Origin of the sequence: Mycetocola tolaasinivorans, assembly GCF_003667565.1 — a bacterium.
Classification (GTDB): domain Bacteria; phylum Actinomycetota; class Actinomycetes; order Actinomycetales; family Microbacteriaceae; genus Mycetocola; species Mycetocola tolaasinivorans.
On sequence record NZ_RCUX01000010.1, the window covers coordinates 81,983 to 107,186 of the forward strand.

The window sequence follows — 25,204 nt, forward strand, 5'->3', positions numbered from 1 at the left end:
GGTGGCCTACCGTGGGCTGATCCGGGTCATCCGAGCGGTGCAACATACGGGTTTTTGGGCCGCAACGCCCCGGTCCCGATGCTAGTGTTCCGGGGTGAACGATGACATGCTGACCCCCGCCCTGATAGCGATTGCCACCGGTTCCGGCCTCGCCGTCGTGCTGATGATTCCGTTTATCGCGGCCAGCTATCGACGCCGAGGCGGGCTCACCTTCTGGCGCAGCGTCGGGTGGCTCGCACTCCTCATCTACATCATCGCTATCTGGTGCTACACGCTGCTTCCGGTTCCGAGCAACGCGGACTATCCGGCCACGCGGCCCTCGTTCGACGTGACGGCGAGCCTCCGCGATATCAAGCACTACGCGCACGGCAGCATTCAGGAACTCCTGCACAATAAGGCATTCCTCCAGGTCTCGCTCAACGTGGTGCTGTTCATGCCGCTCGGATTCCTGATCCGTACGCTGTTCCGCCGGGGCTTCTTCATCGCAACGCTCTCCGGATTCGCGCTGTCGCTGCTGGTGGAGACCACCCAGCTCACCGCGGTCTGGGGCCTGTTCCCGCGCCCCTACCGGGTGTTTGACGTCAACGACCTGATGACCAACACCCTGGGCGCATTCCTCGGATCCATCTTCGCGTTTGTCTTCGTGGGCTTCGCCCGCCGCGAGGAGGTGGAGCAGCGTGCACCTCGCCCGCTGACCATGGGGCGACGGTTCCTCAGCATGCTGTGTGACCTGCTGTTCCTCTGGCTCCTCGGCTCCGGACTGATCATTGCCGTACGGTTCTATCGCGCAACGGTGCTGGGCGAATCCGGGGTGGACATCGTGTCGGATCCGCAGTCGGATCTCCTCATCGGGCTCATTCCGGTAGCCATCCAGTTCCTCACGGTGATGTTCTCCGGGGTCACCATCGGTGAGGCCGCGGTGCTCCTGGGGCCCATTTACGGGCGCGTTCCGGCCTTCTTCTCACGCCTGCTGCGCTTCATCTTTGGCCTTGGCGGGTACGTGGCACTCACCACGATTCAGAACTCGGTGACCGAGGTAATCCTGCCATTCTTCGTGATCGCCACCGTCATCGGGGTCTTCGCAACCCGGGACCGCCGCGGCCTCGCGGACGCTATTGCCGGAAGCTCGGTGGCCGATGCGCGGTTGATTGTTGACGGTGCCGTACGCCCTTCTGCGTAGTGCTCGTGGTGCTGCGCCGGTGAGAACTTCTCCGTACTCGAAATCCCCGGAAACGATGTGAGTATTCTGGGGAACCCATGTGCGGTGCCGGGCGTACTTGCGGCGAGGCGTCGCAGCCCGCACTCTTGACCCGGGGACTAATTTCGCGGAGGGACGCGCATGTCGGAGGTATGGTCGGATCGCTCACTGGCGCGGGTACTGCGAGCTGAATCGGCTCGGGTATGGCACTCTCGGGCCGCGCGCTGGGTGCTCGGGCTGAGTGCACTGGGGGCGAGTATCGCTGCCATCGTTCCGGCCCTGATGGGTGGGGTGATCGCACTCGATGCCCCGGCCCCGGCCGATCTCCGGCTCGATGATCCGAACGTGGTGAGATCCCTCTACCTGGCTGGCGCCGGCATCGCCGCGCTCCCCGCGCTGGTGTGGGGTGTGGTGATCGGGTCGCCGCGCGGCCCGTCGGTGCCGCGCCACGCGGAGGCGGTCGCCGCTGCCGCTGCCGCTCCCGCATACCATCAGGCACACGCTGGGCCCGGCCCTGCTCCTCGACGTGGCAGCGGTGCCGATATGGCGATGCTTCGCCGCGCGGGTGCCGAGCGCGCCGTCGAGCGTCGCGCGGCGACAATCCGTGCGCGCTGGCGGTCGGCTCGGGTAGCTGATCGAGTGAGCGGTGCCGCGGATCCGGTGGTGGTGGCCTGTGCGCGTGCCCTGGTCGCCGGCGGCGCGGGCGTGGTGCTGGGTGCGGTTCTCCTGGTCGCCGGCGTGCTGGGATCGGCGGTTGTGCTCACGATTTTTGGGGCGTCCCTGGGGCTGACCGAAGAGCACACCCTCGTGCTGGGTGCCCGGATGGTGCTGGCGAGCGGCCTGCTGGTCGTGACCGGGGCCGGCCTCGGCGCGGTACTGCGGTTTTCGCGGCCCCTCGCCCTGGTCATCGTCGGCGTGGTTGTCGTGGTGGCGGATGCGGTGGTGCGGGTGGGCGTCACCGCGGGGTTCCTCCCCGTCTCGGCCCTGCGATACGTGCCGAGCGTGGTGGTACGTGCGGCCTCCGGCGTGGCCGGGGCGGGGTTCCCGCCACCCACGCCCATCGCGGTAACCGGAATGCGGGCACTCGGTCTCCTGCTCCTGCTGTCGCTGCTGTCGACGGCGGGAGCGACCGTGCGCGCCGCGATGATCGCGCGTCGGCAGCAATCGACGGCGGTTTTCCCCGTGGCTGAATAGGGTGCGCGCACCCTGGCGGAGAGAAAAGTTTCAGCGCAGGTTGATACGTATCAATTTATACGTATAAACTAATCGGGCGAGGCTCACTCAGGCAGCCGTTCGCACCATACCTCGCACTTCAAAGGAGAAGGAAATGAAAGCACGTCGAGTACTCATCGCCTCGATCGCGGCGGCCGCGCTTGCACTCACCGGTTGCGCCAGCGGAGCCGACGAACCCGGCACCTCGGGCGCACAGGTCACGTTTGAGAAGAAGAACCCGCTGAAGATCGGGTACTCCACCTATGACCTGCAGTCGCCGTACTGGCAGGCGTACACCAAGGGCATCAAGGACGAGGGTGCCGCTCAGAAGATCGAAATCGTTGTGGCCGACCAGAAGAGCTCGGAGCAGAACCAGGTCTCCGGCAGCGCCGACCTCATCAACCAGGGCATCAGCGCCCTGATCATCACCCCGGTCCAGCCGCCGGCGCTGCCCGCGACCATCACCGCCGCTCACAACGCCAAGATCCCGATCATCGTCGCCGACATCGGTGCCGAGGGCGACTATGACGCCTTCATCCTGAGCGACAACCGTGCCGGTGGTGCCCTCGCGGCCAAGGAGATCGAGTCCAAGCTTGCCGCCAAGTCGGGGACCAAGAAGGTCGGCGTCATCGAACTGCACTCCGGCTCCGCCGTGGGTGACGACCGCGTGGGCGGATTCAAGGACGAGATCGCCAAGAACAAGGACTTCGAAATCGTTGCCAGCCTTGACGGCAATGACACCGTCGAGGGCGGTTTCAAGGCCGCGCAGGACATGCTCGCCGCAAACCCCGATCTGGACGCTATCTACGCGGCAAACGACCCCTCCGCTCAGGGTGCTGCACGTGCGCTTCAGGCCGCTGGTAAGTCGCTCTCCTCGGGCTTTGTCCTCGTGGGATTCAACGGTGACGACCCCTCGCTCGACCTCATCAAGTCCGGTGAGCAGTCCGCCACCATCGCCCAGGACCCCTACGGTCAGGGCCGCCTGGCGGTAAAGACCGCGATCGCCCTCCTCGATGGTAAGGACGCCGGCTTCAGCAATGCCGAAAAGCGCGTCATCGAGTTCCCGGTGACCGTTGTGAATTCGGACAACCTGGAGTCGTTCCGCGCCGAGCGTGCCAAGCAGGGCTAAGTAGCCCCGCACGCACCGGGTCGCGGCCTCCCCGCGACCCGGTGATCACCGAACCCGGACGATCGTTCTAGCCGCACGTTCGCCCGCGTTTTGCGCACCACAATTCCCCAACATTGCCCCAGCGAAAGGAGGCGTGTTTTGTCCACCAAACCCCCGATTCTCGAGGTGCGACAGATCACCAAGAGCTACCCCGGTGTGACCGCCTTGAAGGACGCCACACTCACCCTCAGACCCGGAGAAATTCGGGCGCTGCTGGGGGAGAACGGTGCAGGTAAGAGCACCATGATTAAGATCATCGGCGGCTTGCAGGCCCCCACATCGGGTGAGCTGCACGTCAACGGTGCTCCCGTGGTCTTCTCCGGTAGCCTCGACTCCCAGAACGCCGGCATTTCGGTTGTGAGCCAGGAGTTCCGCCTGGTCCCGCAGATGACCGTCGCCGAAAACATCTTCCTGGGGCATGAACTGACCCGCGGCGGGCTCATCAGCCGTCGCGAGCAGACCGAGCGCGCGCGTGAACTCCTCGACCAGCTGGGACTCGACATCAGTCCCGGTCGTCGCATCGACTCGTTGACCGTTGCCGACCAGCAGCTCGTGGAAATCACCCGTGCTCTCTCGCGCGACTTCCAGGTCCTCATCATGGATGAGCCCACCGCGGCGCTGAATGAGGCCGAGGTGCAGAAACTCCTCGCGATGGTCGAGAAGCTGCGGGATCGCGGAGCCGCAATCCTCTACGTCTCGCACCGTCTGCCCGAGGTGCTGCGCCTCGCCTCCACCGCAACCGTGCTCCGCGACGGTCAGGTTGTGGCCGATATCTCGATGGAGGGTGTGCAGGAGCCCGAGCTCGTTGAGCTCATGCTGGGCAAGGCACTCGAGGCCGAGTCCCGAGACTCTCACGAGCGCGGCTGGAACCCCGATGATGCGGCGGTACTCGAGGTCACCGACCTGCGCACCGCGGGAATCTCCCAGCCGATCTCGTTCGGGGTACGGCCAGGGCAGATCCTCGGCGTGGCCGGGCTCGTGGGGTCCGGGCGCGCGGAACTCCTGAAGGCGATTTTTGGTGCCCAGCGGGTGCAGTCGGGTGCGGTGCGCGTGGGGGACGCGCGCGTGGACACCTCCTCGCCCGCGGGAGCCATAGGCTCGGGCATTTTCATGCTCGGCGAGGATCGCAAGGCTGAGGGCATTCTGCCCCACCTCAGCGTGCTTGAAAACACCGTGATCTCCGAACCACAACGCGGGCTCTTCGACCCGCGCCGCTGGGTCATTGGGCGCCGCGAGGAGCGCAAGACCTTTGGCGAGCTGAAGGAGGGCCTGCGCATCCGCGTTGACCGTCCCGAGCGCCTGATCGGTGCGCTTTCCGGTGGTAATCAGCAGAAGGTGCTGTTTGGCCGCGCGGTGCTCACACAGTGCCGAGTGCTCCTGCTGAACGAGCCCACCCGAGGTGTTGACGTGGGAGCGAAGGCGGAGATTTATCAGCTCATTCGCAAACTGGCCGCAGATGGCGTCGCCATCGTGGTCAGCTCCTCCGAAGCGGCCGAACTCGCAGCGGTCAGCGATGACTGCCTCGTGCTCTACGCGGGCGCACACCTCGACACCCTGCCGCCCGAACTCGTCACCGAGGACAACATCGTCGCCGCCTCGCTTGGGCAGCGCATCACCCATTCCGCGAGCCTTGGTGCCGCATCGACCTCCGAGGAGGTGGCCAATTGACCACGCAGATTAGTGCGGATCAGCGCAGCGCCGATCAGCGCGCCGCTCTCGCCCAGGCCGCGGATCGCGCTGCCCGCACCGCGGCCGCCCTGGAACGCTTCGGGGTGTTCATCCCCTTTGTGATCGTTGCGGTGCTGGGAATCATTCTCGCGCCCAACTTCCTCTCGGCCGCGAACATAGGCAACGTGCTCGTGAATGCCGCGATCCTCGCGATCGTGGCCTATGGAATGACCCTGGTGATCGCGCTTCGCGGTCTTGACCTCTCGGTAGGATCCATTCAGGCCCTGAGCGCCGTGGTGTGCGCCACCGCCGTCAACCAAATGGGAATTCTGCCCGGAATCGTGGTGGGACTGATCGTGGGGGCCCTGGTCGGCCTCGTCAACGGTGTGCTCATTGCATACCTGAAGGTTCCCGCGTTTGTGGCCACCCTCGGCACCATGGGTATCGCTCGCGGTGCCGCGCTCGTCTTCACCGATGGTGGTTCGGTCCTCGTGGAAAACAAGGACTTCGGGCTGTTCGCCAGCGGCAAGTTGCTGGGCATCCCCTACCCGTTCCTCCTGGCCATCGCGATCCTCGCAGTCATGTACATCGTGCTGGAGCGCACTCCGTTTGGCCGACACGTCTGCGCCGTGGGCGGCCGCCCCGACGCCGCCTCCGAGAGCGGCATCAACGTCTCACGGGTCACCGTGGTGTCCTTTGTGATCGTGGGGGTGTGCGCTGGCCTCGCCGGCTTGCTGCTCACCAGCCAGCTCGGCTTTGTCGACGGCACTCTCGGCACCGGTCTGGAGCTGCAGATCATCGCCATCGCGGTGCTCGGTGGAACCAGCATGCTGGGCGGTTCGGGCAACATGCCCGGCAGCCTGGTGGCCGCGGTCCTGCTCGCGATGATCGCCTCCTCGCTAAACCTCCTCAACATCCCCAGTTTCTACCAGTACCTCGCCGTGGGTGTCCTGCTGCTGTTCGCGCTGTCCCTGGACACGCTGCGCCGCCGCATCCAGCGGAACCGATTGATGGGTGCGTAACCACATGACTACCTCTACCTCAACCGCCCCATCTCGCGGGACGACGGTTTCCGCCGCGGTCTCGAAGTACAGTCTGCAGCTGATTGTTCTTGTTGCCGTCGTGATTATGGCCGTAATCGAGCCCAACTTCCGCTCAAGCGGAAACATTGCCTCGATGCTCACCCAGGCCTCCTTTGCCGGAGCGATCGCGTGTGGCATGACCCTGCTCATCATCGCCGGAATGATCGACCTCTCGGTGGCCGGTCTCCTCGCGGTGTGCGCGGTCACGGCCTCCGCGGTGCTGCCGTACACCACCATTGGCGGGGCCGTTGCGGTTGCGCTGATCGTGGGTGCGGTCCTCGGTGCCATCAACGGCCTCGTGGTGACCAAGCTGAAGATCCCCGCGTTTATTGCGACCCTTGGCATGCTCAACGTGTACCTTGCGATCGCGTTCATTAGCACCAACGGCCGCGTTCAGCCGATCTCCTCCTCGCACTACCACGCACTCGGGAGCGGTACGCTGCTGGGACTTCCGATCCCCTTTGTGATTTTCGTGGCGGTGTGTGTGCTCAGCTGGTTCATCCTGCAGCACACCCCGCTCGGGCGAAACATGCGCGCGATCGGCAGTAGCGAGGTGGCTTCCCGCATGGCCGGTATCCGCGTGGATCGTGTGATCATCACCACGTTTGCAATCTCCGGAGTCTTCACCGCCATCGCCGCGGTGACCCTCTCGGCGCTGCTCTCTTCGGCCAATGGCACGATGGCCATCGGTATTGAGCTCTCGGCCATCGCCATCGCGGTGGTGGGCGGTACCTCGCTGCGTGGAGGAAACGGGTCGCTGCTCGGAACGTTCACCGCGGCGTTCCTGTTCTCCGCCATGAACTCCTCGCTGAACCTTCTCGGCGTGCCCTCCTACTGGCAGAACATCGCCGTGGGTGTGGTTCTGATCGCCGCACTCGCCCTGGGCGCCCGTCGTCGTCGTGCGACCGCGGTACCCGGCGGCGCGGCCGCGCTGTGATGGGGGCGGCCCGCGCGATGCCGGCCGGTGCGCGATGATCCTGCGGGGAGAACGCCTGGATCGCGCCACCGTGCTGGACCGGGTTGGCGATCTCGATCAACTCGGGAGCATCACCGCGGCGGAGTTCAGCGATGGCCCCGCCCGAGGCAGCCGGGTCCTCCAGTTACGCTCAGCCTGCGGACTGCAGGTGGACGTACTGCCGGATCGCGGGCTCGATCTCGGTGCGGCCAGTCATGACGGGCTTCCGCTGGCCTGGCACTCGCCGCGCGGATTTGCGGCACCTGGGCTCACCGAACCCGGTGGTTTCGGGTGGGCGCGCGGCTTCGGTGGTGGGCTGCTCAGCACGTGCGGGCTCTCCTCAATCGGGCTGCCCTCGGAGGACGCCGGGGAGAGCCACGGGCTGCACGGCCGGATCGGATCGATTCCCGCACAGGACGTGACCTCCCGGCGCTTCTGGGCGGGCGATGACCTCGTACTGGAGATCTCCGGCCGAGTGAGGGAGACCACGCTCGGCGGTGTGGGGCTGGAGCTTCACCGCACCATCTCCACGGTGGTTGGGACCGGCATGCTGGACATCCAGGACACCGTGACCAATATCGGGACGGTCCCCGCACCGGTGATGTTCCGCCACCACATCAACCTGGGCTTCCCCCTCGTACGGGACGGGGACCAGATCCGGCTCACCCCGGATATGACCGCCCCGGTACGCTCCCGGGACCCGCTCCCGGCCACGACCCAGGAAAACTGGCGGACCATCGTCGCCCCCACCCCGGGGGCTGGGGAGGAGGTGTTCCAGGTGAGCCTGAACGCCGAGCGTCCCCGGGTCGAGCTGGTGGACCCCGTCACCGGGTCCGCACGAATCGGGATCGACTGGGATGCCGCCACCCTTCCACACCTGCTGGTGTGGAAGTACCCCCGCGCCGGAATGAACGTGCTCGCACTCGAACCCTCGAGTCACGACGATCACGGCCGTGCGGCCGCGCGCGCCCGCGGTGACCTGCACGATCTGGACCCCGGCGCACAGACCCAATTTTCCACACGCATCAGCGTGTATTCATCGGATGCTGCCGAGCGCAGCACCCCCAACAAGTAAGGAACCCCATGCACGATCGGATCTCCGCCGCGCTCGCCGAAAACGGTGGCATTCTCAAGCTCGACGCCGCGCTTGTGGCGCGTGACTGGCTGCCGCCGGGGCGTCGTCTGGGCCTGACCGAGGAGCAGTACAACGTGGGTGAGCGTGGCTTCATCTGTGAGCGCTGGCTCGGCTCCACGACCCACGCGGACAACAAGAAGGGCCCGGCCGACGAGGGGGTCAGCTACATTCGCACCGAGGCCGGTGACCGAATCAACCTGGAGGAGGCCATCGCCGCGGCCCCCGAGCTGATCATGGGAGCAGAGTACGCGAGCACGCACGACGGCCTCGGCCGCCTGGCGAAGATTTATGATTTCGGTGCCCGCATTCCCTTCCACATTCATCCGCCGACCGCGGAGGCCGCCAAGGTGGGGCGCAACTCTAAGGACGAGGCCTACTACTTCCCGCCGGGCGTGGACATGGGCGCGCACCCGGAAACCTTCTTCGGTGTGCACCCCTATATCGTGCGTGACCAGGATCGCGAGATCCTGCTTCCGTACCTGGAGGAGTGGAAAGACGACGCGATCCTGAAGCACGCCTTTGCCTACCAGCAGGTGGCCGAGGAGGGCTTCTTTATCGACTCGGGCATTCTGCACGCCCCGGGCACCGCACTCACCATTGAGCTGCAGGAGGACTCGGACACCCTGGCGATGTTCCAGGCGCTGAACGCCGGGGAGATCATCAGTAAGGACCTCCTCTACAAGGACATTTCGGACACCGACCGCGAGGAGCTGGGCGAGCGCGCGGCCCTCCGCTGGGTGGACTGGGAGGCCAACGGCGACCCCGAGTTCTATTCGCGTCGCCACATCGCCCCGGTTCCGTTCAAGACCGAGCCCGGAGTTGACGAGTCGTGGATCTTCTGTGGCACGCAGAAGTTCAGCGGCAAGCGCCTGCGCCTAGCCCCGGGTGCCCGCGTGACCGACATCGAAAAGGGCGTGTTCAACATCCTGGTGTGGCGCGGTGAGGGAACCGTGGGCGGGGTACCCGTGCGCGGCGAGGTGCTCGGCGAGGATGAGCTCCTCGTGGTGCACGAGGCCGCCGTGCGTGAGCACGAGATCGTCAACACCGGTACCGAGGAACTGTTCCTGATCAAGTTCTTTGGCCCCGACATCAACGACGACGCTCCGGATGCGGGAATCCGCGCCGCCTAGCAACCGAATGGGGCCCCGCACCGACAGGTGCGGGGCCCCTTTCGCGCCGGAAACAGGTGTTCTGGCGCTAGCCTGCGGCGGAGGTCAGGTTGCGTACCGACTGTCGCACGATCAGCTCCGGATCAAACAGCACCGACTCGGGGACCACGCCGTCGGTGGCCTTGATGATCATCTCGGCTGCGGTCTGTCCCAGCTCAAACGGGTGCTGACGCACGGTGGTGAGGGCGGGGGAGAGCATCGAGGCAAAGTAGCTGTCGTCGAAACCCACAACCGAGAGGTCACGGGGCACGGTCACCCCACGCTCGGAGAGCTGTTTGAGCACGCCGAGGGCCACCATATCGTTGGCGCAGAGCACGGCCGTGACATCCGGGCTGCCCGCGAGCAGCGTCTCTACCGCGGGTTCGGCGGCGTGCGCGGTCATCGATTCAATCGTGATCTCGGTGATGACCTCGGCAGGATCAAGGCCGGCGGCTGCGATGCCCTCGGAGAGCCCCTGGAGGCGGTCCCGGGACCAGGACACGGAGTGCGGAATGTTGATGAATGCAATGCGGCGATGCCCCTGTTCCAGGAGGTGTTGCGCGGCCAGGCGCGCGCCCTGTACCTGGTCGAGGGAGACCGAGCTGTAGGTTCCGGCAGGGTCGGGCTGATCGAGGAGGACCACCTTCATGCCATGCTCGTAGAGTGTGGCCAGGGTTTCCGAACCGATGTCCACGGAGGACACCAGGATGCCCTCCACACGGTTCTCCTCAAACAGCCGGAGGAGACGGGTTTCCTTGTCTAGCTTTTCCTCGGAGGACCCGAGCAGCACCGAGTAGCCGAGCTGGGAAGCCGTGGCCTCGATGCCGCGGGTGACTTCTCCCCAGAAGGGGTTTGAGAGATCTAATGCGATGACGCCGAGCGCGCGTGAGTGCCCGGCGCGCAGGGTGCGCGCGGAGTCGTTCACCACGAAGTTCATTGACTCGATCACGTCATTGACGCGCTTCAGGGTTTCCGGCGCCACGATTTCCGGGCGGTTCAGCACATTTGAGACCGTGGCCTGAGAGACGCCGGCCGCGAGGGCGATATCCCGAGAGGTGAGGCGGGAACGGGTCGCCGAACCCCGCTTGGTGGTGGATCGCTCGGGGCGCTGGGAGGGCATCTGTGTGTGCTTTCTTGGCAGTGTCGACGTGCGGGAATCCTATCGCCTCGGCGGGCCTCCGCGGCTGAGCGGGGCGGTGCGGGGTGGATTTTGCTCCCTCGGTCAATCGTCATCTATAGTAATTGATACGTATCAAAGCCTAGCGCACTCCGGTGCGTTTTCCCCGGCAATTCGAGACAAGGAAGTCATGTCGAAGCACACAGAGCAGGAAACCGAACGCTACGTGATCGGTGTTGACTACGGCACGCTCTCGGGCCGCGCCGTCGTGGTGCGCGTCTCCGACGGTCAGGAGATCGCGTCCGCAGTGCACGAGTACCCCCACGCGGTAATGGACACCGTGCTCGTCCACACCGGTGCCACTCTGCCACCGGATTGGGCGCTCCAGGTGCCCGCGGACTACGTGGAGGTCCTCAAGATCGCCGTCCCCGCCGCGCTGCGGGCCGCGGCCATTGACCCCGCGCAGGTCATCGGTATCGGCACCGATTTCACCGCGTGCACGATGGTTCCGACCCTCGCCGATGGCACCCCGCTCAACGAGGTTCCCGGATTTGAGGATCGCCCCCACTCCTACGTCAAACTGTGGCGTCACCATGCGGCGCAGCCCCAGGCCGATCGCATCAACGAACTGGCTGCCGAGCGTGGAGAATCCTGGCTCGCGCGCTATGGCGGACTCATCTCGAGTGAGTGGGAGTTCGCGAAGGGTCTCGAGCTGCTGGAAAACGATCCGGCCGTCTACGAACGGATGGACCACTGGGTCGAGGCGGCGGACTGGATCGTTTGGCAGCTGAGCGGTCGCTATGTCCGCAACGCCTGCACCGCCGGATACAAGGGCATCCTGCAGGACGGCGAGTACCCCAGCCCGGAGTTCCTTGCCGGTCTCAACCCGGACTTTGAGCGATTCGCCCTGGACAAGGTGGCGCATCCGATTGGCCGCCTGGGCGATGCCGCCGGCACCCTGAGCGCGCAGGCCGCGGGCTGGACGGGGCTGCCCGAAGGGATTGCCGTGGCTGTGGGGAACGTCGACGCCCACGTGACGGCACCCGCCGCTCAGGCCGTGGCTCCGGGGCAGATGGTTGCGATCATGGGGACCTCGACCTGCCACGTGATGAACTCCGACGTCCTCGCCGAGGTGCCGGGTATGTGCGGTGTGGTTGACGGTGGCATTCTCGACGGCCTTTACGGTTATGAGGCCGGGCAGTCCGGTGTGGGCGACATCTTCGCCTGGTACGTGAAGAACCAGGTGCCCGCGCGCTACTTTGCTGCCGCGGAAGAGGCCGGCCAGAGCATCCACCAGTACCTCACCGACCTCGCCGCTCCCGCCCAGGTGGGTGCGCACGGCCTGGTGGCGCTGGACTGGCAATCGGGCAACCGATCGGTGCTCGTGGACCACGAGGTATCCGGGTTGATCTTGGGTCAGACCCTCGCGACTCAGGCCGAGGAGGGGTACCGTGCCCTGCTGGAGTCCACCGCGTTTGGCACCCGGATGATCGTGGAGGCCTTCGAGGGGGCGGGCGTTCCGGTGACCGAGTTCATCGTGGCCGGTGGTCTGCTCAAGAACCCGTTCCTCATGCAGACCTACAGCGATGTGCTGCGCCTGCCGATCTCGACCATCGCGAGTGAGCAGGGCCCCGCGCTCGGTTCGGCCATTCACGCGGCCGCCGCGGCCGGTGCGTACGCCTCGGTGCGGGAGGCGGGTCGCGCCATGGGCAAGCTCAACCATGCGGTGTATCAGCCGAACCCGGAATCCGCCGACGCCTACGACCTGCTCTATGCCGAGTATGCGGAACTCTATGACTACTTCGGGCGCGGACGAAACAACGTTATGCACCGCCTGCGCGCACTCAAGCGTGCGGGAGCACTCGCCACCCGGACATCCACCGAGGAGAACTAATGGAATTCACCGCTGAAATTCGGGCCGCCATCGAGGACGTGCGTGCCGAGGTTGCCGCACTCCATGGCGAGCTCACCCGCTCCGAGCTCGTGGTGTGGACCGGAGGGAACGTTTCGGGCCGCGTGCCGGGTGCCGACCTCTTTGTGATCAAACCCTCGGGCGTTGACTACGAGGATCTCCGTCCGGAAAACATGATCCTGTGCACCCTTGACGGCATCCCGGTGCCAGGGATCCCCGGTTCGGAGGCCGCGGCGTCGAGCGATACCGACGCCCACGCCTATGTGTACCGCAACATGCCCGAGGTGGGCGGGGTGGTTCACACCCACTCGACGTATGCGACCGCCTGGGCCGCCCGTGGGGAACCGATCCCGTGCGTGATTACCGCGATGGCGGATGAGTTTGGTGGGGAGATCCCCGTGGGGCCGTTCGCGATCATCGGTGATGACTCAATTGGGCGCGGCATCGTGCAGACCCTGCGCGGACACCGCTCCCGCGCGGTTTTGATGGCCAACCATGGTCCGTTCACCATTGGGAAAAATGCGCGTGATGCGGTGAAGGCCGCGGTCATGGTTGAGGATGTGGCGCGCACCGTGCACATCGCCCGCTCCGGCGGTGAGCTCGTGCCCCTGCGCCAGGAACACATTGACGCCCTGTTTGACCGCTATCAGAACGTCTACGGCCAAGCCCCAGAGGGCCAGCTCTAGACGATTCACACAAACGGCCCGGTGGCCCCGCTGTTGCGGGGCCACCGGGCCGTTTGTGTTGTGAGCCTAGACCGCGAGCAGGGCGGTGAGGGCCGAGGCGAAGAAGCCGAGGCCGTCGGTGCCGGAGCGCATGGCGTTCTGGGTGTCCGGGCCGAAGCCGGGCTCCACAGCGTGCTCGGGGTGGGGCATGAGGCCCACCACGTTGCCGGCGGCGTTGCTGATGCCGGCGATGTCGCGCATCGAACCGTTGGGGTTCGAGCCGGAGTAGCGGAAGACCACGCGGCCCTCGCCCTCGAGACGGTCAAGCTCCTCGTTTGAGGCGATGAAGCCACCCTCGCCGTTCTTCAGCGGGATGACGATCTCCTGGCCCTGGGTGAAGGCGTTGGACCAGGCGGTGTCGGTGGACTCCACGATGAGGCCCTGATCGCGACGAATAAAGTTGCCCTTTTCGTTGCGGATCAGGCCACCGGGCAGCAGGTGCGCCTCGGTCAGCATCTGGAAGCCGTTGCAGATACCCAGCACGGGCATGCCCGCGTTTGCGGCCGAGATGACCTCGGTCATGATCGGGGCGCGGGCCGCGATGGCACCGGCGCGGAGGTAGTCGCCGTAGCTGAAACCACCGGGCAGGATGATGGCGTCAACGCCCTGCAGGTCGTGGTCGGCGTGCCAGAGCGCTACCGGCTCGGCACCCGCGATGCGGATCGCGCGCTGGGCGTCACGATCATCCAGCGAACCGGGGAAGGTGACCACACCGATCCGGTGGGTCATGCCTGCGCCTCGTCCACGCGGATGCTGGTGACATCCTCGATGACCTGGTTGGAGAAGATCTCGTCGGCGAGGGTCGCGACGTCGGCGAGAACCTGCTCGGTGACCTCGCCCTCGACGGTGAGTTCGAAGCGCTTGCCGATGCGCACGTCGGTGATGGTGTCGTGGCCCAGGCGGCTGAGTGCCCCGGCTACGGCCTTGCCCTGCGGGTCCAGCAGGTCGGCCTTCGGCATAACTTCTACGATGATTTTTGGCACCAGTGTCTCCCGGTGAGTCAGGGGGCGGATACGCATTCAGTCTAGTGTGCGGCGGGCAAGATTTTTTCCACCCCTGAACGGATGCGACACCCCGCGGTATCCCGCGATATTTTGAGGCTGATCATCCTGACAATCCGACGTCCCGGAGCTCCGGAGGTGCCAGTTTTCCCCCGCTTTTTGTGCGCTTCGTAGCGTTGCCACGACGGCCGTAATGCCCGGCGTGGCCGCCGGGCTAGAGCGTTCGGAGGATCGCGACCGCGTGCAGGTGCCAGTGTTCGGCCAGTGGCACCGCCGCCGTGTACATGATCGCGTCGTGGGTGGCACCGCCAAACTGGATGGCGCTTGCGGGCACCCCCGCAAGGCGGAGCGCCCGCGCATATGCGGCACCGTCGCCGCGCAGGGTGTCGTACTCGGCGGTCAGAATGTGTGCGGGCGGGAGGCCGGCGAGGTCGGGGGCGAGGAGCGGTGAGGCCAGGGCGGTGCGCGCCTGATCGGGGTGGGCGAGGTAGCGCCCGCGGATCCGGCGGAGCTCGCGCGCCAACAGGAGTCGCGGTACCCGCATCTCGCGGAGGGGTGCGAAGTCCACGTGCTTTCCGGTGAGGTCGAGGCTTGGCACCTCGAGGAGCTGCAGGCGCAGCGGATGGTGCGCACGCTCGCGGTTGAGAATCGTGAGTGCGGCCGCGATGTTGCCGCCCGAGGATGTACCGGTGATGCCCAGGCGAGCGGGGTCGAGGCCGAGTTCCGGCGCGTGCGCGACCAGCCAGTCGAGAGCCGCGTAGCCCTGCTCCACCGGCGTGGGGAAGCGATGGATGGGCGCGAGGGCATAGTCCACGGCGACGTGGGCGACCCCGCTGTCGCGGGTGCGCCGGCGATATCCGGCATCGACGCTCGTGTAGTCGATCCCGCCCACGTGGAAGGCCCCGCCGAAAAACGCCAGCACCGCGGGAAATCCGCCGGTGGGTGCGGGAGTATCGGGGAGGTAGAGGCGCACGCGCACGTCGGGGAACCCGGAGGTGGGGATCACGAACTCGCGCGTGGTGAGCTCGGGGCCATCGAGACCGACGCGGCCGTGGAGCTTGCGATCCCAGAGCAGGGCGTTGCGCTGTTCCCCGGCGGGGGAGTAACGATCGACCCGGTGGGCCTTCGCCGTGGTGAATGCCTCGAGCGCGGTGATGGGCGGGATCTCGGACCAGGTGCGGGTCGGGGGCGGTGTGGCCGGGGTTGGTGAGGCCGGTGCAGGTTCGGCCGGTGCTGGGAGAACTGGTGCGGCCAGAGAGCTCGGTTCGGCCACGGTCGCAGGTGCGGCAGTTCGCCGGCCGGCGCGGATCCTCCCGGGCAGCGCCGCGAGGGCGGCGAGCGCCGTGCCGGGGGCTGCCCGCAGCGCGGAGACGATGCGGGTGCGCACACCGGCGATGGTTCCGCGTCGATTCTCGCGAAGCTGATCCTCGAAATACGGGTCCATCGGCATGCGGGCCCCTCCCCTGGGTGCGTCCTGTGCTCCAGGGTAGCGATCACGCGAGCCCGGCAACAGCCCCGGTGCTCGCCGCGCTACCTCGGTGCGCGGCGGCGGTCCGGGAACTTTGGCTAGGCGCCGCGCAGACGCTCCAGGAGTTCGCGGTAGCGGGCGGCGGTGCGCTCGCGAATGTCGAGGGGCAGCTCGGGCGGTGTGCCGGTCTTGTCCCAGTTGGCCGCGAGCCAGTCGCGCACGATCTGCTTGTCGAAGCTCGCCATGCGTGCGGCAGGGTCGGTTTCGGCGGCGTAGATGTCGGCGTCCCAGTAGCGGGAGGAGTCCGAGGTGAGGACCTCATCGGCGATGGTGATCGCACCGGTTTCGGGGTCGCGGCCAAACTCGAACTTGGTGTCCGCGAGGATGACACCGCGCTCCTCGGCGATGGTCGAGGCGCGGCGGAAGATTTCGAGGGAGAGGTCGCGCAGGGCCGTGGCGTCCTCGATTCCTACGAGCTCGATGCTGCGCTCGAAGGTGATGTTTTCATCGTGCTCGCCCAGTTGAGCCTTGAATGCCGGGGTGTAAAGCGGTTCGGGGAGGCGGTCGCCGTTCTGCAGCCCGGCGGGCAGCGGGATGCCGCAGACGCTCTGGCTCACCTGATACTCGGCCCAGCCGGAGCCGGTGAGGTAGCCGCGTACCACGGCCTCAATCGGGAACATATCGAGCGACTTTGCACGCATTGCGCGGGCGGCCACCGGGGCCGGCAGGTCGTCGCCGAGGGGCAGCAGGTGGTTCGGGACGAAGTCGAGGCGTTCGAACCACCAGTTGCTGAGGCTCGTGAGGAGCTCGCCCTTGTCCGGAATGCCGGGGGAGAGGACGTGATCAAACGCGCTCACACGGTCGCTGGCGACGACCAGAATCTCCGGCGCCGGCGCGCCCTCGGGCAGGCCGGCGGGACGGTAGAGGTCACGCACCTTCCCGGAGTAGAAGTGGGTCCATCCGGGCAGCTCTGCATATTCGGTCACGGGTCTATTATCGGGCATTCGTCCGCGTGGGAAAACCGCGCTGGATATCCGCTCAGCGCCGCCACCAAAACCCGCTCGCGCTCGCCGAGGATTCGGAATGCATCTGGCGTGTCTTGTCGAGGAGAAAGCGCGAGCCATGGGCGATTCACGAAACCGGTACACTCACTATTTCTGTGCGAGATTGCCGCATTTACATGTCGAGATGCGCCAGTTTTCGGAAAATCTGGCACTGATCTCCGGGAAATGCGCGTATCCTAATGAGAAATACGAAACCGGTTGCTCATTACTCAAGGAAGAGTTATTTACGATGCGAATTCAGCCCACAGCTCAGGACATCATCGATCTCACCGCCGCCTGGACGGGTGAGCGAAGCGCGGATGGGCGTCCACGAGTTTCCGAGGATGTTCTCATCGCACTATCCGCGATCACCGCGGAGCAGGCGTGGCACGTGCTGGATGCGGCCGGTTATCCGCACCAGTTCGCCGGTGGCTGGCGCACGACCAAGCCCGGAGTCAATCTCGTGGGTCGCGCGGTTACCGCCCAGTTTCTTCCGCATCGCGCGGACTTTGACGCGGCCGTCGTAACCGCCGGTGCCCGGGAAGGGCACCACGACGGCGAGCGACAGAACTCGTGGGTCGTCGAGTCACTGGAACCCGGTGACGTTATGGTCACCGACATTTTTGGCAAGATCACCGAGGGCACGGTGATCGGCGATAACCTCGGTACCGCGATCGCGAGCCGTACCGGTGCCGGGGCGGTTATCGATGGGGGAGTCCGCGATCTTCCAGGGCTGACGGCGATCGATAACGGGGTCTTCTTCTATCGTGCGGCCGACCCGACGCCGATTCGCGGGGTCGTGCTCTCCGGGATGAACACCCCGATCCGCATCGGCGGTGTGACCGTGCTTCCGGGGGATATCGTGCTCGGCACCGACACCGGGGTGACCTTCATTCCGCCGCAGTACGCGGAGGAGATCGCGGTGACCGCCCTCGACATCACCAATCGCGATATCTTCTCCAAGCAGGTTCTTGCCGAGCGCGTGTATACCACGGCGGAGATTGACGTCCTGGTCTGGCCCGAGGCAATCGAGGAGCACTACGCTCGGTGGCTGGCCGAGGGTTCTGCGGATAACGCCCGTTGAGCAGTAGCTTCGCGGGCGCTTCCCGGTCGCCGATCTTCGACCGGGCGGTAGTATCGACGCTGGTGGGGCGTCGGAATAGGTTCAGGACTCAGAGGGGCATCCGGAAACAGACATGGTGAAGCCGATTGACGGTGCGGTGCGCCGGGTGAATATTTCAGACGTTGCGGAGCTCGCCGGCTATTCAAAGGGGTCGGTATCGAAGGCGATGAACAATCAGCCGGGAATATCCGATAAGGCGCGCGCTCACATCCTGCGGGTAGCCGAGGCTGCCGGTTGGCGGCCCTCGGCGCGGGCGGTAGCGCTGTCGAGCCAGGGCACCCGTACGATTGCGTTCCTGCTGAACCGTTCGCCCGATCTGCTGGCGTCCGACCCGTTCTTCGCCGAGTTGCTCTCGGGTATCGAGTCGGTGCTCGCAAAGCATGGTTACTGGCTGCTGCTGCGCATCGGCCACTATGACACCCCGGAGGATGAGGCTCAGGCATACCGGGAGCTGGTGCAGTCCGAGCGCATCGATGGCGTGCTCGTGGCCGAGACCCGGGTGGATGACTTCCGGTTGGCGCTCGTGCGTGAGCTCGGCATCCCCGCGGTGATTATTTCGAAGCCCTGGGCCGAAGTGGATGTGCCCTGGGAGGGGCCGACCTCGCCGGGTGGAGGCATGGACGAGGCCGTGGGGCACGTGGTCGAGGGCGGGCACACCCGGGTCGCCTATGTTTCCGGTCCGGCGGATCGCTCGTACGTGATGTTCCGTACGCAAACGCTGCTGGAGGCCATCGCCGATCAGGGGGCATCCCTCGTGGGAATCAAGCCCACCAACGCGAGCGCGGAACAGGGTTTTGCGGCGACCGAGGAGCTGCTGAATCAGCGGCAGCGCCCCACCGCGATTCTCTACGACAATGACCAGATGGCGCTCGCCGGGTGCCGGGCAATCCGCTCGCGCGGCCTACGCATTCCCGAGGACGTCGCGGTGGTCGGCCACGACGATCTGTATGTCAGTAAGTGGTTTACCCCTGCGCTGACCACCGTTTCCCAGGATATTGAGGGGCTGGGCGCGCGCTGCGCCAACCGTCTGCTGGGAATCCTGGGTGAGGACGTGGAGGAGTACGGACCCTTCGGTGACCCCAAGCTGATCGTGCGCGAATCCACCTCCCCCGTCGCCGGCTAGCGGCCCGTCCGCCGCGCGGAGACGAGCGCTTTCACCCCGTGAAACGCGGCTCGAAACCGATTTACTAAATCTTCATGTTTTCTCTGTTTTGACACTGAATACTTGTGTGTTAGTCTTTCGAAACCGGTTTCCTTAAGTGGGGTCCGTTGTGGTTTCAAAGGAGAAAAAACATGAACACTCGTCGTCTCGCGAGCCTGGGCGTCGCCGCCCTTACCGCCGCGGCCCTGCTGACCGGATGCTCGACATCCGGCGGATCGGCTGATGGCAACTCCGTCACCTGGTGGGTCCCGAACTGGGATGCGCCGGCTGCCAAGGAGCTGGTTGCCGACTTCACCAAGGCCAACCCGGAAATCAAGGTCAAGCTGGTGGAGACCACCGCTGACACCCTCGCCAACAAGGTCAGCGTTGCGCTGAACTCCGGCACCACCCCGGATGTCATCACCGAACTGGCCTCGCGCACCCAGCAGTACATCGCCAAGGACCAGCTCACCAACCTCGACAAGCTCTACACCGATGCGATGCCGAAGTCAGACTTCCTGCCGGGCACCCTGGCGGATGTTTCGACCGGTGACAAGGCATTCGCGGTGCCCTACCGCTGGGACAACCTGGGCCTGTTCTACAACAAGGACCTCTTCGAGAAGGCCGGTATCACCGAGCCTCCCACGACCCTTGACGAGCTGAAGGCCGACGCCGAGAAGCTCTCCACCGGTGACACCACCGGAATCGGCTGGCAGCTGGGAAACAGCGACAGCACCATCCTGCGTTTCTTCGGCCTCGCCGCCTCGGCCCCGAAGGACCCGGCGACCAACGTTGACGGTGCCGCCCACCTCACCGAGAGTTCCAGCAAGGCAGCCCTCGACATCATTGGTGCCTCGGTCCGCGACGGCTGGGCGTCCAAGAGCTCGCTCGAGGCCGACTCGACCGCCGTGCGTCAGCTGTTTATCAACGGTCAGATCGGCATGTACCTCGGCGGTGTTTACGACCTCGTTGAGCTGCAGAAGAACAAGATGAACGTCGGTACCGCGCTGGCCCCGGGCTTCGACGGCCCGTCCAAGACCGCGGCCAATGGCTGGGTGTACCTCGTCCCGAAGGCATCGAAGAACGTCTCGGCTGCCGAGAAGCTCGTCAGCTACCTCACCACCCCTGAGGCGATGAACAAGCTCACCCTGACCTTCCCCGCACGCACCAGCGCTGCGCAGGATGACCGCTTCCACACCGACCTGGCGGCACCGTTTGCCGCCCAGCTGTCGGACCACTCGATCCCCGCGCCGTACGACCCGAGCTGGGGCAAGCTTGCCCCGACCCTGTTCGCACAGATCCAGGCGGTCGCGATCGGACAGTCGACCTCCGAAGAGGCCGCAAAAACCATCCAGCAGGCGGCGGACGCCGCACTGAAGGGCAAGTAGGCCCTTCCCCCGGCCCGCGTGATCGCTCGACGAGGACTCCCCCATGCTCAAAAGAAATAGAAAAGTCGGGTTCTACCTGACCCTACCCGCGGTGCTACTCATGGCCGCGATGACAATCATCCCCGTGGTCTCGGTTCTGCAGCGTGCCCTCAGCGGCAACGAGGCATTCGGGCGGCTGTTCACCTCACCCGGCTTCAGCCAGGTGATGGTGAACACCGCACTGTGGACCGTTCTCTCGGTGGTGGGAGCCCTCGTCCTGGGGTACTTCGGCGCGATGATCCTGCAGTCGAAGTACCTCCGCGGCGTCGGGCTGTGGCGCAGCCTGTTCCTGATCCCCTGGATCATTCCCGGGGTGGTGGGCGCCACCATCTGGAAGTGGAACTTCTCCCGAGACTACGGCCAGATTAACCAGGTGCTCCTGAATATGGGCGTCATCTCCTCGCCGATCGAGTGGCTCTCGGATCCCAACCTGGTGCTCTTTGCCCTCGTGATCGTGCAGATCTGGTCTACGGCACCGTTCGTGATCCTGCTGGTTTCGGCCGCGCTGACGGGAATTCCTGCCGAGCGCTATGAGGCCGCACGTCTGGATGGGGCCAACGGTTTCAACCTGCTGCGCTACATCACCCTGCCCGCGGTGTCGGCCACCACCGCACTGTCGGCACTGACACTCGTGACCTGGGCGCTCAACGCGTTCACCATCATCTTTGTGGCTACCAAGGGTGGGCCGGCCGGATCCAGCACGATCCTTCCGGTGCTGCTGTATCAGGCATTCCAGACCGGTGACGAGTCCATGGTGGCCGTGATCGCGCTGCTTCAGCTGGTGCTGAGCGCGATCTTCGCCACCGTCTATATTCGGTCGATGCGTAACGAGCTGGAGGAGTCGGCCGCATGAAAATGACAAGAACCACGCGCACCCTCACCTGGGGGACGCTCAGCTGGGTCGGTCTGGCCCTGCTGGTGATCTGGACGATGTTCCCGATCGCGGTCATGGTGTTCACCTCGTTCAAGCCCGGTAACGAGGTGTTCGCGAAGCCGAACACCCTGCTGCCGCAGAACTGGACGATCGACAACTTCGTGAACGTCCTCACCGATTCCACCGTGCCGCAGGCACTGCTGAACTCGGTGCTGGTGGGTGTGCTCGCCACCGCCATTACGATGGTGCTCTCACTCAGCGCGGGCTATGCGCTGGCCCGTTTCCGCTATCGCGGTTCGCGGGCGCTCAGCCTCTTTATTCTGATGGGGCAGTTCATCCCGATCACCGTGCTCCTGCTGCCGTTCTTCATCGCGATCAACGCGATGGGGCTGATCGACACCATCGGCGGTCTGGCCATCACCCACCTCGTGATCACCGTTCCGCTGGTGACCTGGATGGTGCGCAACCAGTTCGCCTCGGTTCCGATCGAGCTGGAGGAGGCCGCGATGATCGACGGTTCCACCCGTCTGGGCGCGGTCCTGAAGATCACGCTCCCGGTGGCGATGCCCGGGCTCGCCGCGGCCGCGATGTTTGCGTTCCTGCAGTCCTGGCACGAGTTTGTGTTTGCCTCGGTCATTACCCAGTCGCCGAGCTCGCGTACCGGCCCCATCTCGTTGACCGAGTTCGCCGGTGAGTTCACCGTGGACTGGGGTGCCACAATGGCCGCGGCCGTGGTGCTGACCGTGCCGGTCGTGATCATCTTCCTGTGCCTCCAGCGTTACTTCGTGGCGGGACTGACCAGTGGGGCGGTAAAGGGCTAATGAAAATCATCGATGTGAAGTGTGCGCTGATCGGTAACAGCCCGATCATCCGAATCGTGACCGACGAGGGTGTGGATGGCTTTGGCCAGATCGAGCACTCCAAGCCGTTCATGACCCAGGTCATCCCGATGTACCGTCAGGAACTCATCGGGCTAGACCCCACCGATATTGAGCGCTGCATGTCGCGCATTCGCCGACTGGGGGCCTTCAAGCCCTGGGGTAGTGCGGTCTCGGCGATCGAGATGGCTCTGTACGACCTCACGGGGAAGGCGTATGGCATTCCCGTGTATAAGCTGCTGGGCGGCAAGGTGCGCGACCGCGTCCGCGTCTACAACGGCGGCATTCGCCCGACGCTGCGTGGACACGAGCCCGAGCACTATGCCGAGGCCATGGCCGAGATGAAGGCGGCTCCCGAGGGGTTCACCATCATCAAGGAGGGTGTGGGTTACCACGGCTTCATGAGCCAGAACACACCGGACTTCATGCTGGGTGAGTCGCGGATGGCACCGCGCCATCCCAACAGCGGCCCGCTCACGGAGAAGGGGCTCACCCACGTGGTGCGCACGGTCGCGGCCATGAAGGAGGTGCTCGGCGATGAGGTTGGTCTCGCGCTGGATATGGGCCCGGGGTGGACGGTGTCGGATTCGATCCGCGTCATGCGCGCAATCGAGCCGTACAACATTCTCTGGGGCGAGGACCTGTTGAGCGGCGACTACGTACCGTGGGTGGACGTGGATCAGTACCGCGAGATCACTCGCGCTACCACGACCCCCACGCACACCGGCGAGCAGATCTATCTGCGTCAGGGGTTCCGTGAGCTGATCGAGAGCCAGGCGGTGCGCGTGATCGGTCCGGATCCCGCGGATGTGGGCGGTCTCGCCGAACTCAAGTGGGTGGCGGAGTACGCTGATCTGCACGGTATTCAGATCGCCCCGCACGGGGTCCTGGATGGGCTGATTGGTCTGGCCGCGCTCGTTCAGGTGTGCGCGACCCTGCCGCCGAACTTCATCGCGTTTGAGTATCCGGTGGCCGAGCACCCCTGGTGGTACGACATCGTGACCGGGCTGCCCAGCCAGATCGTGCGTGACGGATTTATCGATGTGCCGGATGCGCCGGGCCTCGGCATCGACTTTGACCGGGAGGCTGCCGCGGCCTACCTGCGTCCCGAAGACAAGGATTTCTTTCAGTGACAGTTTCTCCCTCCGCTCCCACCACCGAGGAGTCTCCCTGGCGAGACCTGCTGCCCGGGCAGCGTTCGGAGCTGCGGATCTATGATGTGACCACCGGCTCGGATGTGCTGGTGTATGAGACCACCTCCGCGGTGATCGAGGCACCCAACTGGAGCGTCGATGGCCACTGGCTCGTGATTAACCGCGACGGGTTGCTCTATCGCGTGAGCACGGATGGCGGTGAGCCCGAACTGATCGCCACCGGGGAACTCGACGACAGCAATAACGATCACGTGCTCTCGGCCGATGGTGCGTGGATCTACGCGTCCTCCCAGGATGGCCACATCTACGAGGTAGCCATCGAGGGCGGTACCCCGCGCCGGGTGACCGATCCCGAGGATGGCATTCTCATGCGCTACCTGCACGGCATCAGCCCGGATGGTGCCGAGCTCGCGTTTATCGGCGCGGCCGAGCTCTCCGGCGAGGTGCGTTACAACATCTATACCGCGCAGGTTTCGACCGGTGAGGTGCGCGCGCTGAGTGCCCTGGACGCCCCGCACGATGGTGCCGAGTATCACCCGAGCGGTGAGCTGATCTACTTCAACTCCGAGCGGGCATCCGTGGTAGCCGGGCACGCCCAGCTGTTCCGGATGGACCGCAGCGGTGGCACGATCGAGCAGCTCACCGATGATGAGCGGGTGAACTGGTTCCCTCACGTTTCGCCCGACGGCCTGCGGCTGGTCTATCTCAGCTACCCGGCCGGGACCGCCGGTCATCCCGCCAACCTGCCGGTGGAGCTGCGCATCGCGACCCCCGATCTCGAGCACGCGCGGACGGTGGTGCGGCTGTTTGGAGGACAGGGCACGATCAACGTCAACAGCTGGGCACCGGACTCCACGCGCTTTGCCTATGTCGCCTATCCGGTGGCCGGGTCGGAAGATGCCTGATACTCGCGGAGAATCTGCTCCCGTCGCCCTGCCGACGCCGCTGCTGCGGCCGGCCGCAGCAGCGGGGCCCGATGGTCTCGCCGGCTGGCACCGGACCGCCCGGGTCCCGGTGCCCCGCTGGCCCGGTGCTGAGGAGCCTGATCGCGACTCCGAAGCTTTCCAGCGTGCAGCGCTGAACACCGCGCGCTGGTCTCGGGAGGGCGATGTCATTACGTCCTCGCAGGAGCCGCCGGGCAGCGGGCTGGGCGGATACCTGGTCTCCGACGCGGCGTATGACGATTTCGAGTTTGAGATCGATGTGTGGCCGGACTGGCCCGCGGACACCGGCATTCTGGTGCGGGCGACCCCCGACGGGACCCGCGGTTTTCAGATCCTGCTGGATCACCGGAAGTCCGGCAATATTGGCGGATTTTTTGGGAACGGCATCGGCAGTTTTCACGCGATCGCGTTCACGTTGGATGCCGAGCGGGACGGTGATACGGTTCGTCTGATCGCGGAGGATCCGGCCACCACCCTCGAACCGATGACGGCGGATAAGCCCGCTCTTCTCGCGGAGACGGCTACGGTTTCGGAGTTTCTGGCCGCCTGGAACCCGTCGGGATGGAACCGCGTGAGCATCCGCTGCGAGGGCACCTATCCGGTGATCACCACCTGGATCAACGGGGTACGGATCGCCCGGCTGGACACCGGGACCCTCGAGCACCCGCACTATGACCGTGAGGCCGTGGCCAAACTCCTGGGTGAGCGCGGACACATCGCGCTCGAGGTGCACGATCACGATGCGCGCATGGGTGTGGATCGCTGGGGCGCCGACGCGGTGGTGCGCTGGCGGAACCCGAGGATCACCGAACTGTAGGTGTGCTTCCGGTG

At 65.4% G+C, this 25,204-nt stretch carries 23 protein-coding genes; 18 read left to right on the plus strand and 5 right to left on the minus strand.

All coding sequences use genetic code 11. From position 1 onward, the window contains the following. Positions 1-94 precede the first annotated feature (94 nt). From D9V32_RS12730 to D9V32_RS12765, 8 genes are all read left to right on the plus strand, one after another. Positions 95-1,180 carry a VanZ family protein gene (locus D9V32_RS12730; protein WP_147440483.1) on the plus strand — a complete coding sequence of 362 codons (1,086 nt, stop codon included), beginning with the start codon at positions 95-97 and terminating at the stop codon, positions 1,178-1,180. A gap of 159 nt (positions 1,181-1,339) precedes the next feature. Continuing rightward, the gene (locus tag D9V32_RS12735) at positions 1,340-2,392 is read left to right on the plus strand and encodes a hypothetical protein (RefSeq protein WP_121649296.1); all 1,053 of its coding nucleotides are present in this window, start codon (positions 1,340-1,342) and stop codon (positions 2,390-2,392) included. 133 nt (positions 2,393-2,525) lie between these two features. Continuing rightward, positions 2,526-3,539 carry a substrate-binding domain-containing protein gene (locus tag D9V32_RS12740; protein ID WP_121649297.1) on the plus strand — a complete coding sequence of 338 codons (1,014 nt, stop codon included), beginning with the start codon at positions 2,526-2,528 and terminating at the stop codon, positions 3,537-3,539. A gap of 138 nt (positions 3,540-3,677) precedes the next feature. Beyond that, positions 3,678-5,246 (plus strand): sugar ABC transporter ATP-binding protein, encoded by a 1,569-nt coding sequence (locus D9V32_RS12745; protein WP_183086309.1) that lies wholly within the window; start codon positions 3,678-3,680, stop codon positions 5,244-5,246. Then, positions 5,243-6,268, plus strand: coding sequence for an ABC transporter permease (locus D9V32_RS12750; RefSeq protein ID WP_183086310.1), 1,026 nt, complete (start codon positions 5,243-5,245; stop codon positions 6,266-6,268). Before D9V32_RS12745 ends, D9V32_RS12750 begins: the two co-directional genes overlap by 4 nt. Positions 6,269-6,272: 4 nt before the next feature. After that, positions 6,273-7,265, plus strand: a complete 993-nt coding sequence (locus tag D9V32_RS12755; RefSeq protein ID WP_121649300.1) for an ABC transporter permease — start codon at positions 6,273-6,275, stop codon at positions 7,263-7,265. A gap of 34 nt (positions 7,266-7,299) precedes the next feature. After that, positions 7,300-8,358, plus strand: coding sequence for a DUF4432 family protein (locus D9V32_RS12760; RefSeq protein ID WP_121649301.1), 1,059 nt, complete (start codon positions 7,300-7,302; stop codon positions 8,356-8,358). An 8-nt stretch (positions 8,359-8,366) separates the two neighbouring features. Beyond that, the gene (locus tag D9V32_RS12765) at positions 8,367-9,548 is read left to right on the plus strand and encodes a cupin domain-containing protein (RefSeq protein WP_121649302.1); all 1,182 of its coding nucleotides are present in this window, start codon (positions 8,367-8,369) and stop codon (positions 9,546-9,548) included. A 67-nt stretch (positions 9,549-9,615) separates the two neighbouring features. On the opposite strand, the gene D9V32_RS12770 is transcribed toward D9V32_RS12765, so the two are convergent. Then, positions 9,616-10,686, minus strand: a complete 1,071-nt coding sequence (locus tag D9V32_RS12770) for a LacI family DNA-binding transcriptional regulator (RefSeq protein WP_121649303.1) — start codon at positions 10,684-10,686, stop codon at positions 9,616-9,618. A 187-nt stretch (positions 10,687-10,873) separates the two neighbouring features. Here D9V32_RS12770 and araB point away from each other — a divergent pair, with 187 nt between their 5' ends. Both araB and D9V32_RS12780 read left to right on the plus strand, forming a co-directional pair. Further along, complete coding sequence (araB, locus tag D9V32_RS12775; RefSeq protein ID WP_121649304.1) at positions 10,874-12,577, plus strand: ribulokinase; 1,704 nt, start codon at positions 10,874-10,876, stop codon at positions 12,575-12,577. Continuing rightward, positions 12,577-13,281 carry an L-ribulose-5-phosphate 4-epimerase gene (locus D9V32_RS12780; protein ID WP_121649305.1) on the plus strand — a complete coding sequence of 235 codons (705 nt, stop codon included), beginning with the start codon at positions 12,577-12,579 and terminating at the stop codon, positions 13,279-13,281. Before araB ends, D9V32_RS12780 begins: the two co-directional genes overlap by 1 nt. Positions 13,282-13,347: 66 nt before the next feature. Here D9V32_RS12780 and purQ read toward each other — a convergent pair whose 3' ends face one another. The 4 genes from purQ to D9V32_RS12800 all read right to left on the minus strand — a co-directional run bounded on the left by purQ (position 13,348) and on the right by D9V32_RS12800 (position 16,793). Beyond that, positions 13,348-14,049 carry a phosphoribosylformylglycinamidine synthase subunit PurQ gene (purQ, locus tag D9V32_RS12785; RefSeq protein ID WP_121649306.1) on the minus strand — a complete coding sequence of 234 codons (702 nt, stop codon included), beginning with the start codon at positions 14,047-14,049 and terminating at the stop codon, positions 13,348-13,350. Next, positions 14,046-14,303 carry a phosphoribosylformylglycinamidine synthase subunit PurS gene (purS, locus tag D9V32_RS12790; protein WP_121649340.1) on the minus strand — a complete coding sequence of 86 codons (258 nt, stop codon included), beginning with the start codon at positions 14,301-14,303 and terminating at the stop codon, positions 14,046-14,048. Before purS ends, purQ begins: the two co-directional genes overlap by 4 nt. Positions 14,304-14,535: 232 nt before the next feature. After that, positions 14,536-15,771, minus strand: a complete 1,236-nt coding sequence (locus D9V32_RS12795; protein WP_121649307.1) for an alpha/beta hydrolase fold domain-containing protein — start codon at positions 15,769-15,771, stop codon at positions 14,536-14,538. Between the two features lie 116 nt (positions 15,772-15,887). Further along, the gene (locus tag D9V32_RS12800; RefSeq protein WP_121649308.1) at positions 15,888-16,793 is read right to left on the minus strand and encodes a phosphoribosylaminoimidazolesuccinocarboxamide synthase; all 906 of its coding nucleotides are present in this window, start codon (positions 16,791-16,793) and stop codon (positions 15,888-15,890) included. Positions 16,794-17,082: 289 nt separating this feature from the next. Here D9V32_RS12800 and D9V32_RS12805 point away from each other — a divergent pair, with 289 nt between their 5' ends. The 8 genes from D9V32_RS12805 (at position 17,083) to D9V32_RS12840 (ending at position 25,190) form a co-directional block, all read left to right on the plus strand. After that, positions 17,083-17,916 carry an RraA family protein gene (locus D9V32_RS12805; protein ID WP_121649309.1) on the plus strand — a complete coding sequence of 278 codons (834 nt, stop codon included), beginning with the start codon at positions 17,083-17,085 and terminating at the stop codon, positions 17,914-17,916. 112 nt (positions 17,917-18,028) lie between these two features. After that, complete coding sequence (locus tag D9V32_RS12810; RefSeq protein WP_121649310.1) at positions 18,029-19,078, plus strand: LacI family DNA-binding transcriptional regulator; 1,050 nt, start codon at positions 18,029-18,031, stop codon at positions 19,076-19,078. A gap of 170 nt (positions 19,079-19,248) precedes the next feature. Next, positions 19,249-20,484: an ABC transporter substrate-binding protein gene (locus D9V32_RS12815; protein ID WP_121649311.1), complete on the plus strand. Its 1,236-nt coding sequence runs from the start codon at positions 19,249-19,251 to the stop codon at positions 20,482-20,484. 43 nt (positions 20,485-20,527) lie between these two features. Continuing rightward, positions 20,528-21,376, plus strand: coding sequence for a carbohydrate ABC transporter permease (locus tag D9V32_RS12820; RefSeq protein ID WP_121649312.1), 849 nt, complete (start codon positions 20,528-20,530; stop codon positions 21,374-21,376). Next, entirely contained in the window at positions 21,373-22,218 is an 846-nt protein-coding gene (locus D9V32_RS12825) for a carbohydrate ABC transporter permease (RefSeq protein ID WP_220700708.1), read from the plus strand. The genes D9V32_RS12820 and D9V32_RS12825 overlap by 4 nt, the downstream gene beginning before the upstream one ends. Beyond that, a complete protein-coding gene (locus D9V32_RS12830; RefSeq protein ID WP_121649314.1) occupies positions 22,218-23,408 on the plus strand; it encodes a mandelate racemase/muconate lactonizing enzyme family protein in 1,191 nt (396 codons plus the stop codon). Before D9V32_RS12825 ends, D9V32_RS12830 begins: the two co-directional genes overlap by 1 nt. After that, positions 23,405-24,334, plus strand: coding sequence for a TolB family protein (locus tag D9V32_RS12835; RefSeq protein ID WP_245982323.1), 930 nt, complete (start codon positions 23,405-23,407; stop codon positions 24,332-24,334). The genes D9V32_RS12830 and D9V32_RS12835 overlap by 4 nt, the downstream gene beginning before the upstream one ends. Continuing rightward, on the plus strand, positions 24,327-25,190 hold the full coding sequence (locus D9V32_RS12840) for a 3-keto-disaccharide hydrolase (protein ID WP_183086311.1): 864 nt from the start codon (positions 24,327-24,329) through the stop codon (positions 25,188-25,190). Before D9V32_RS12835 ends, D9V32_RS12840 begins: the two co-directional genes overlap by 8 nt. Positions 25,191-25,204: the final 14 nt, after the last annotated feature.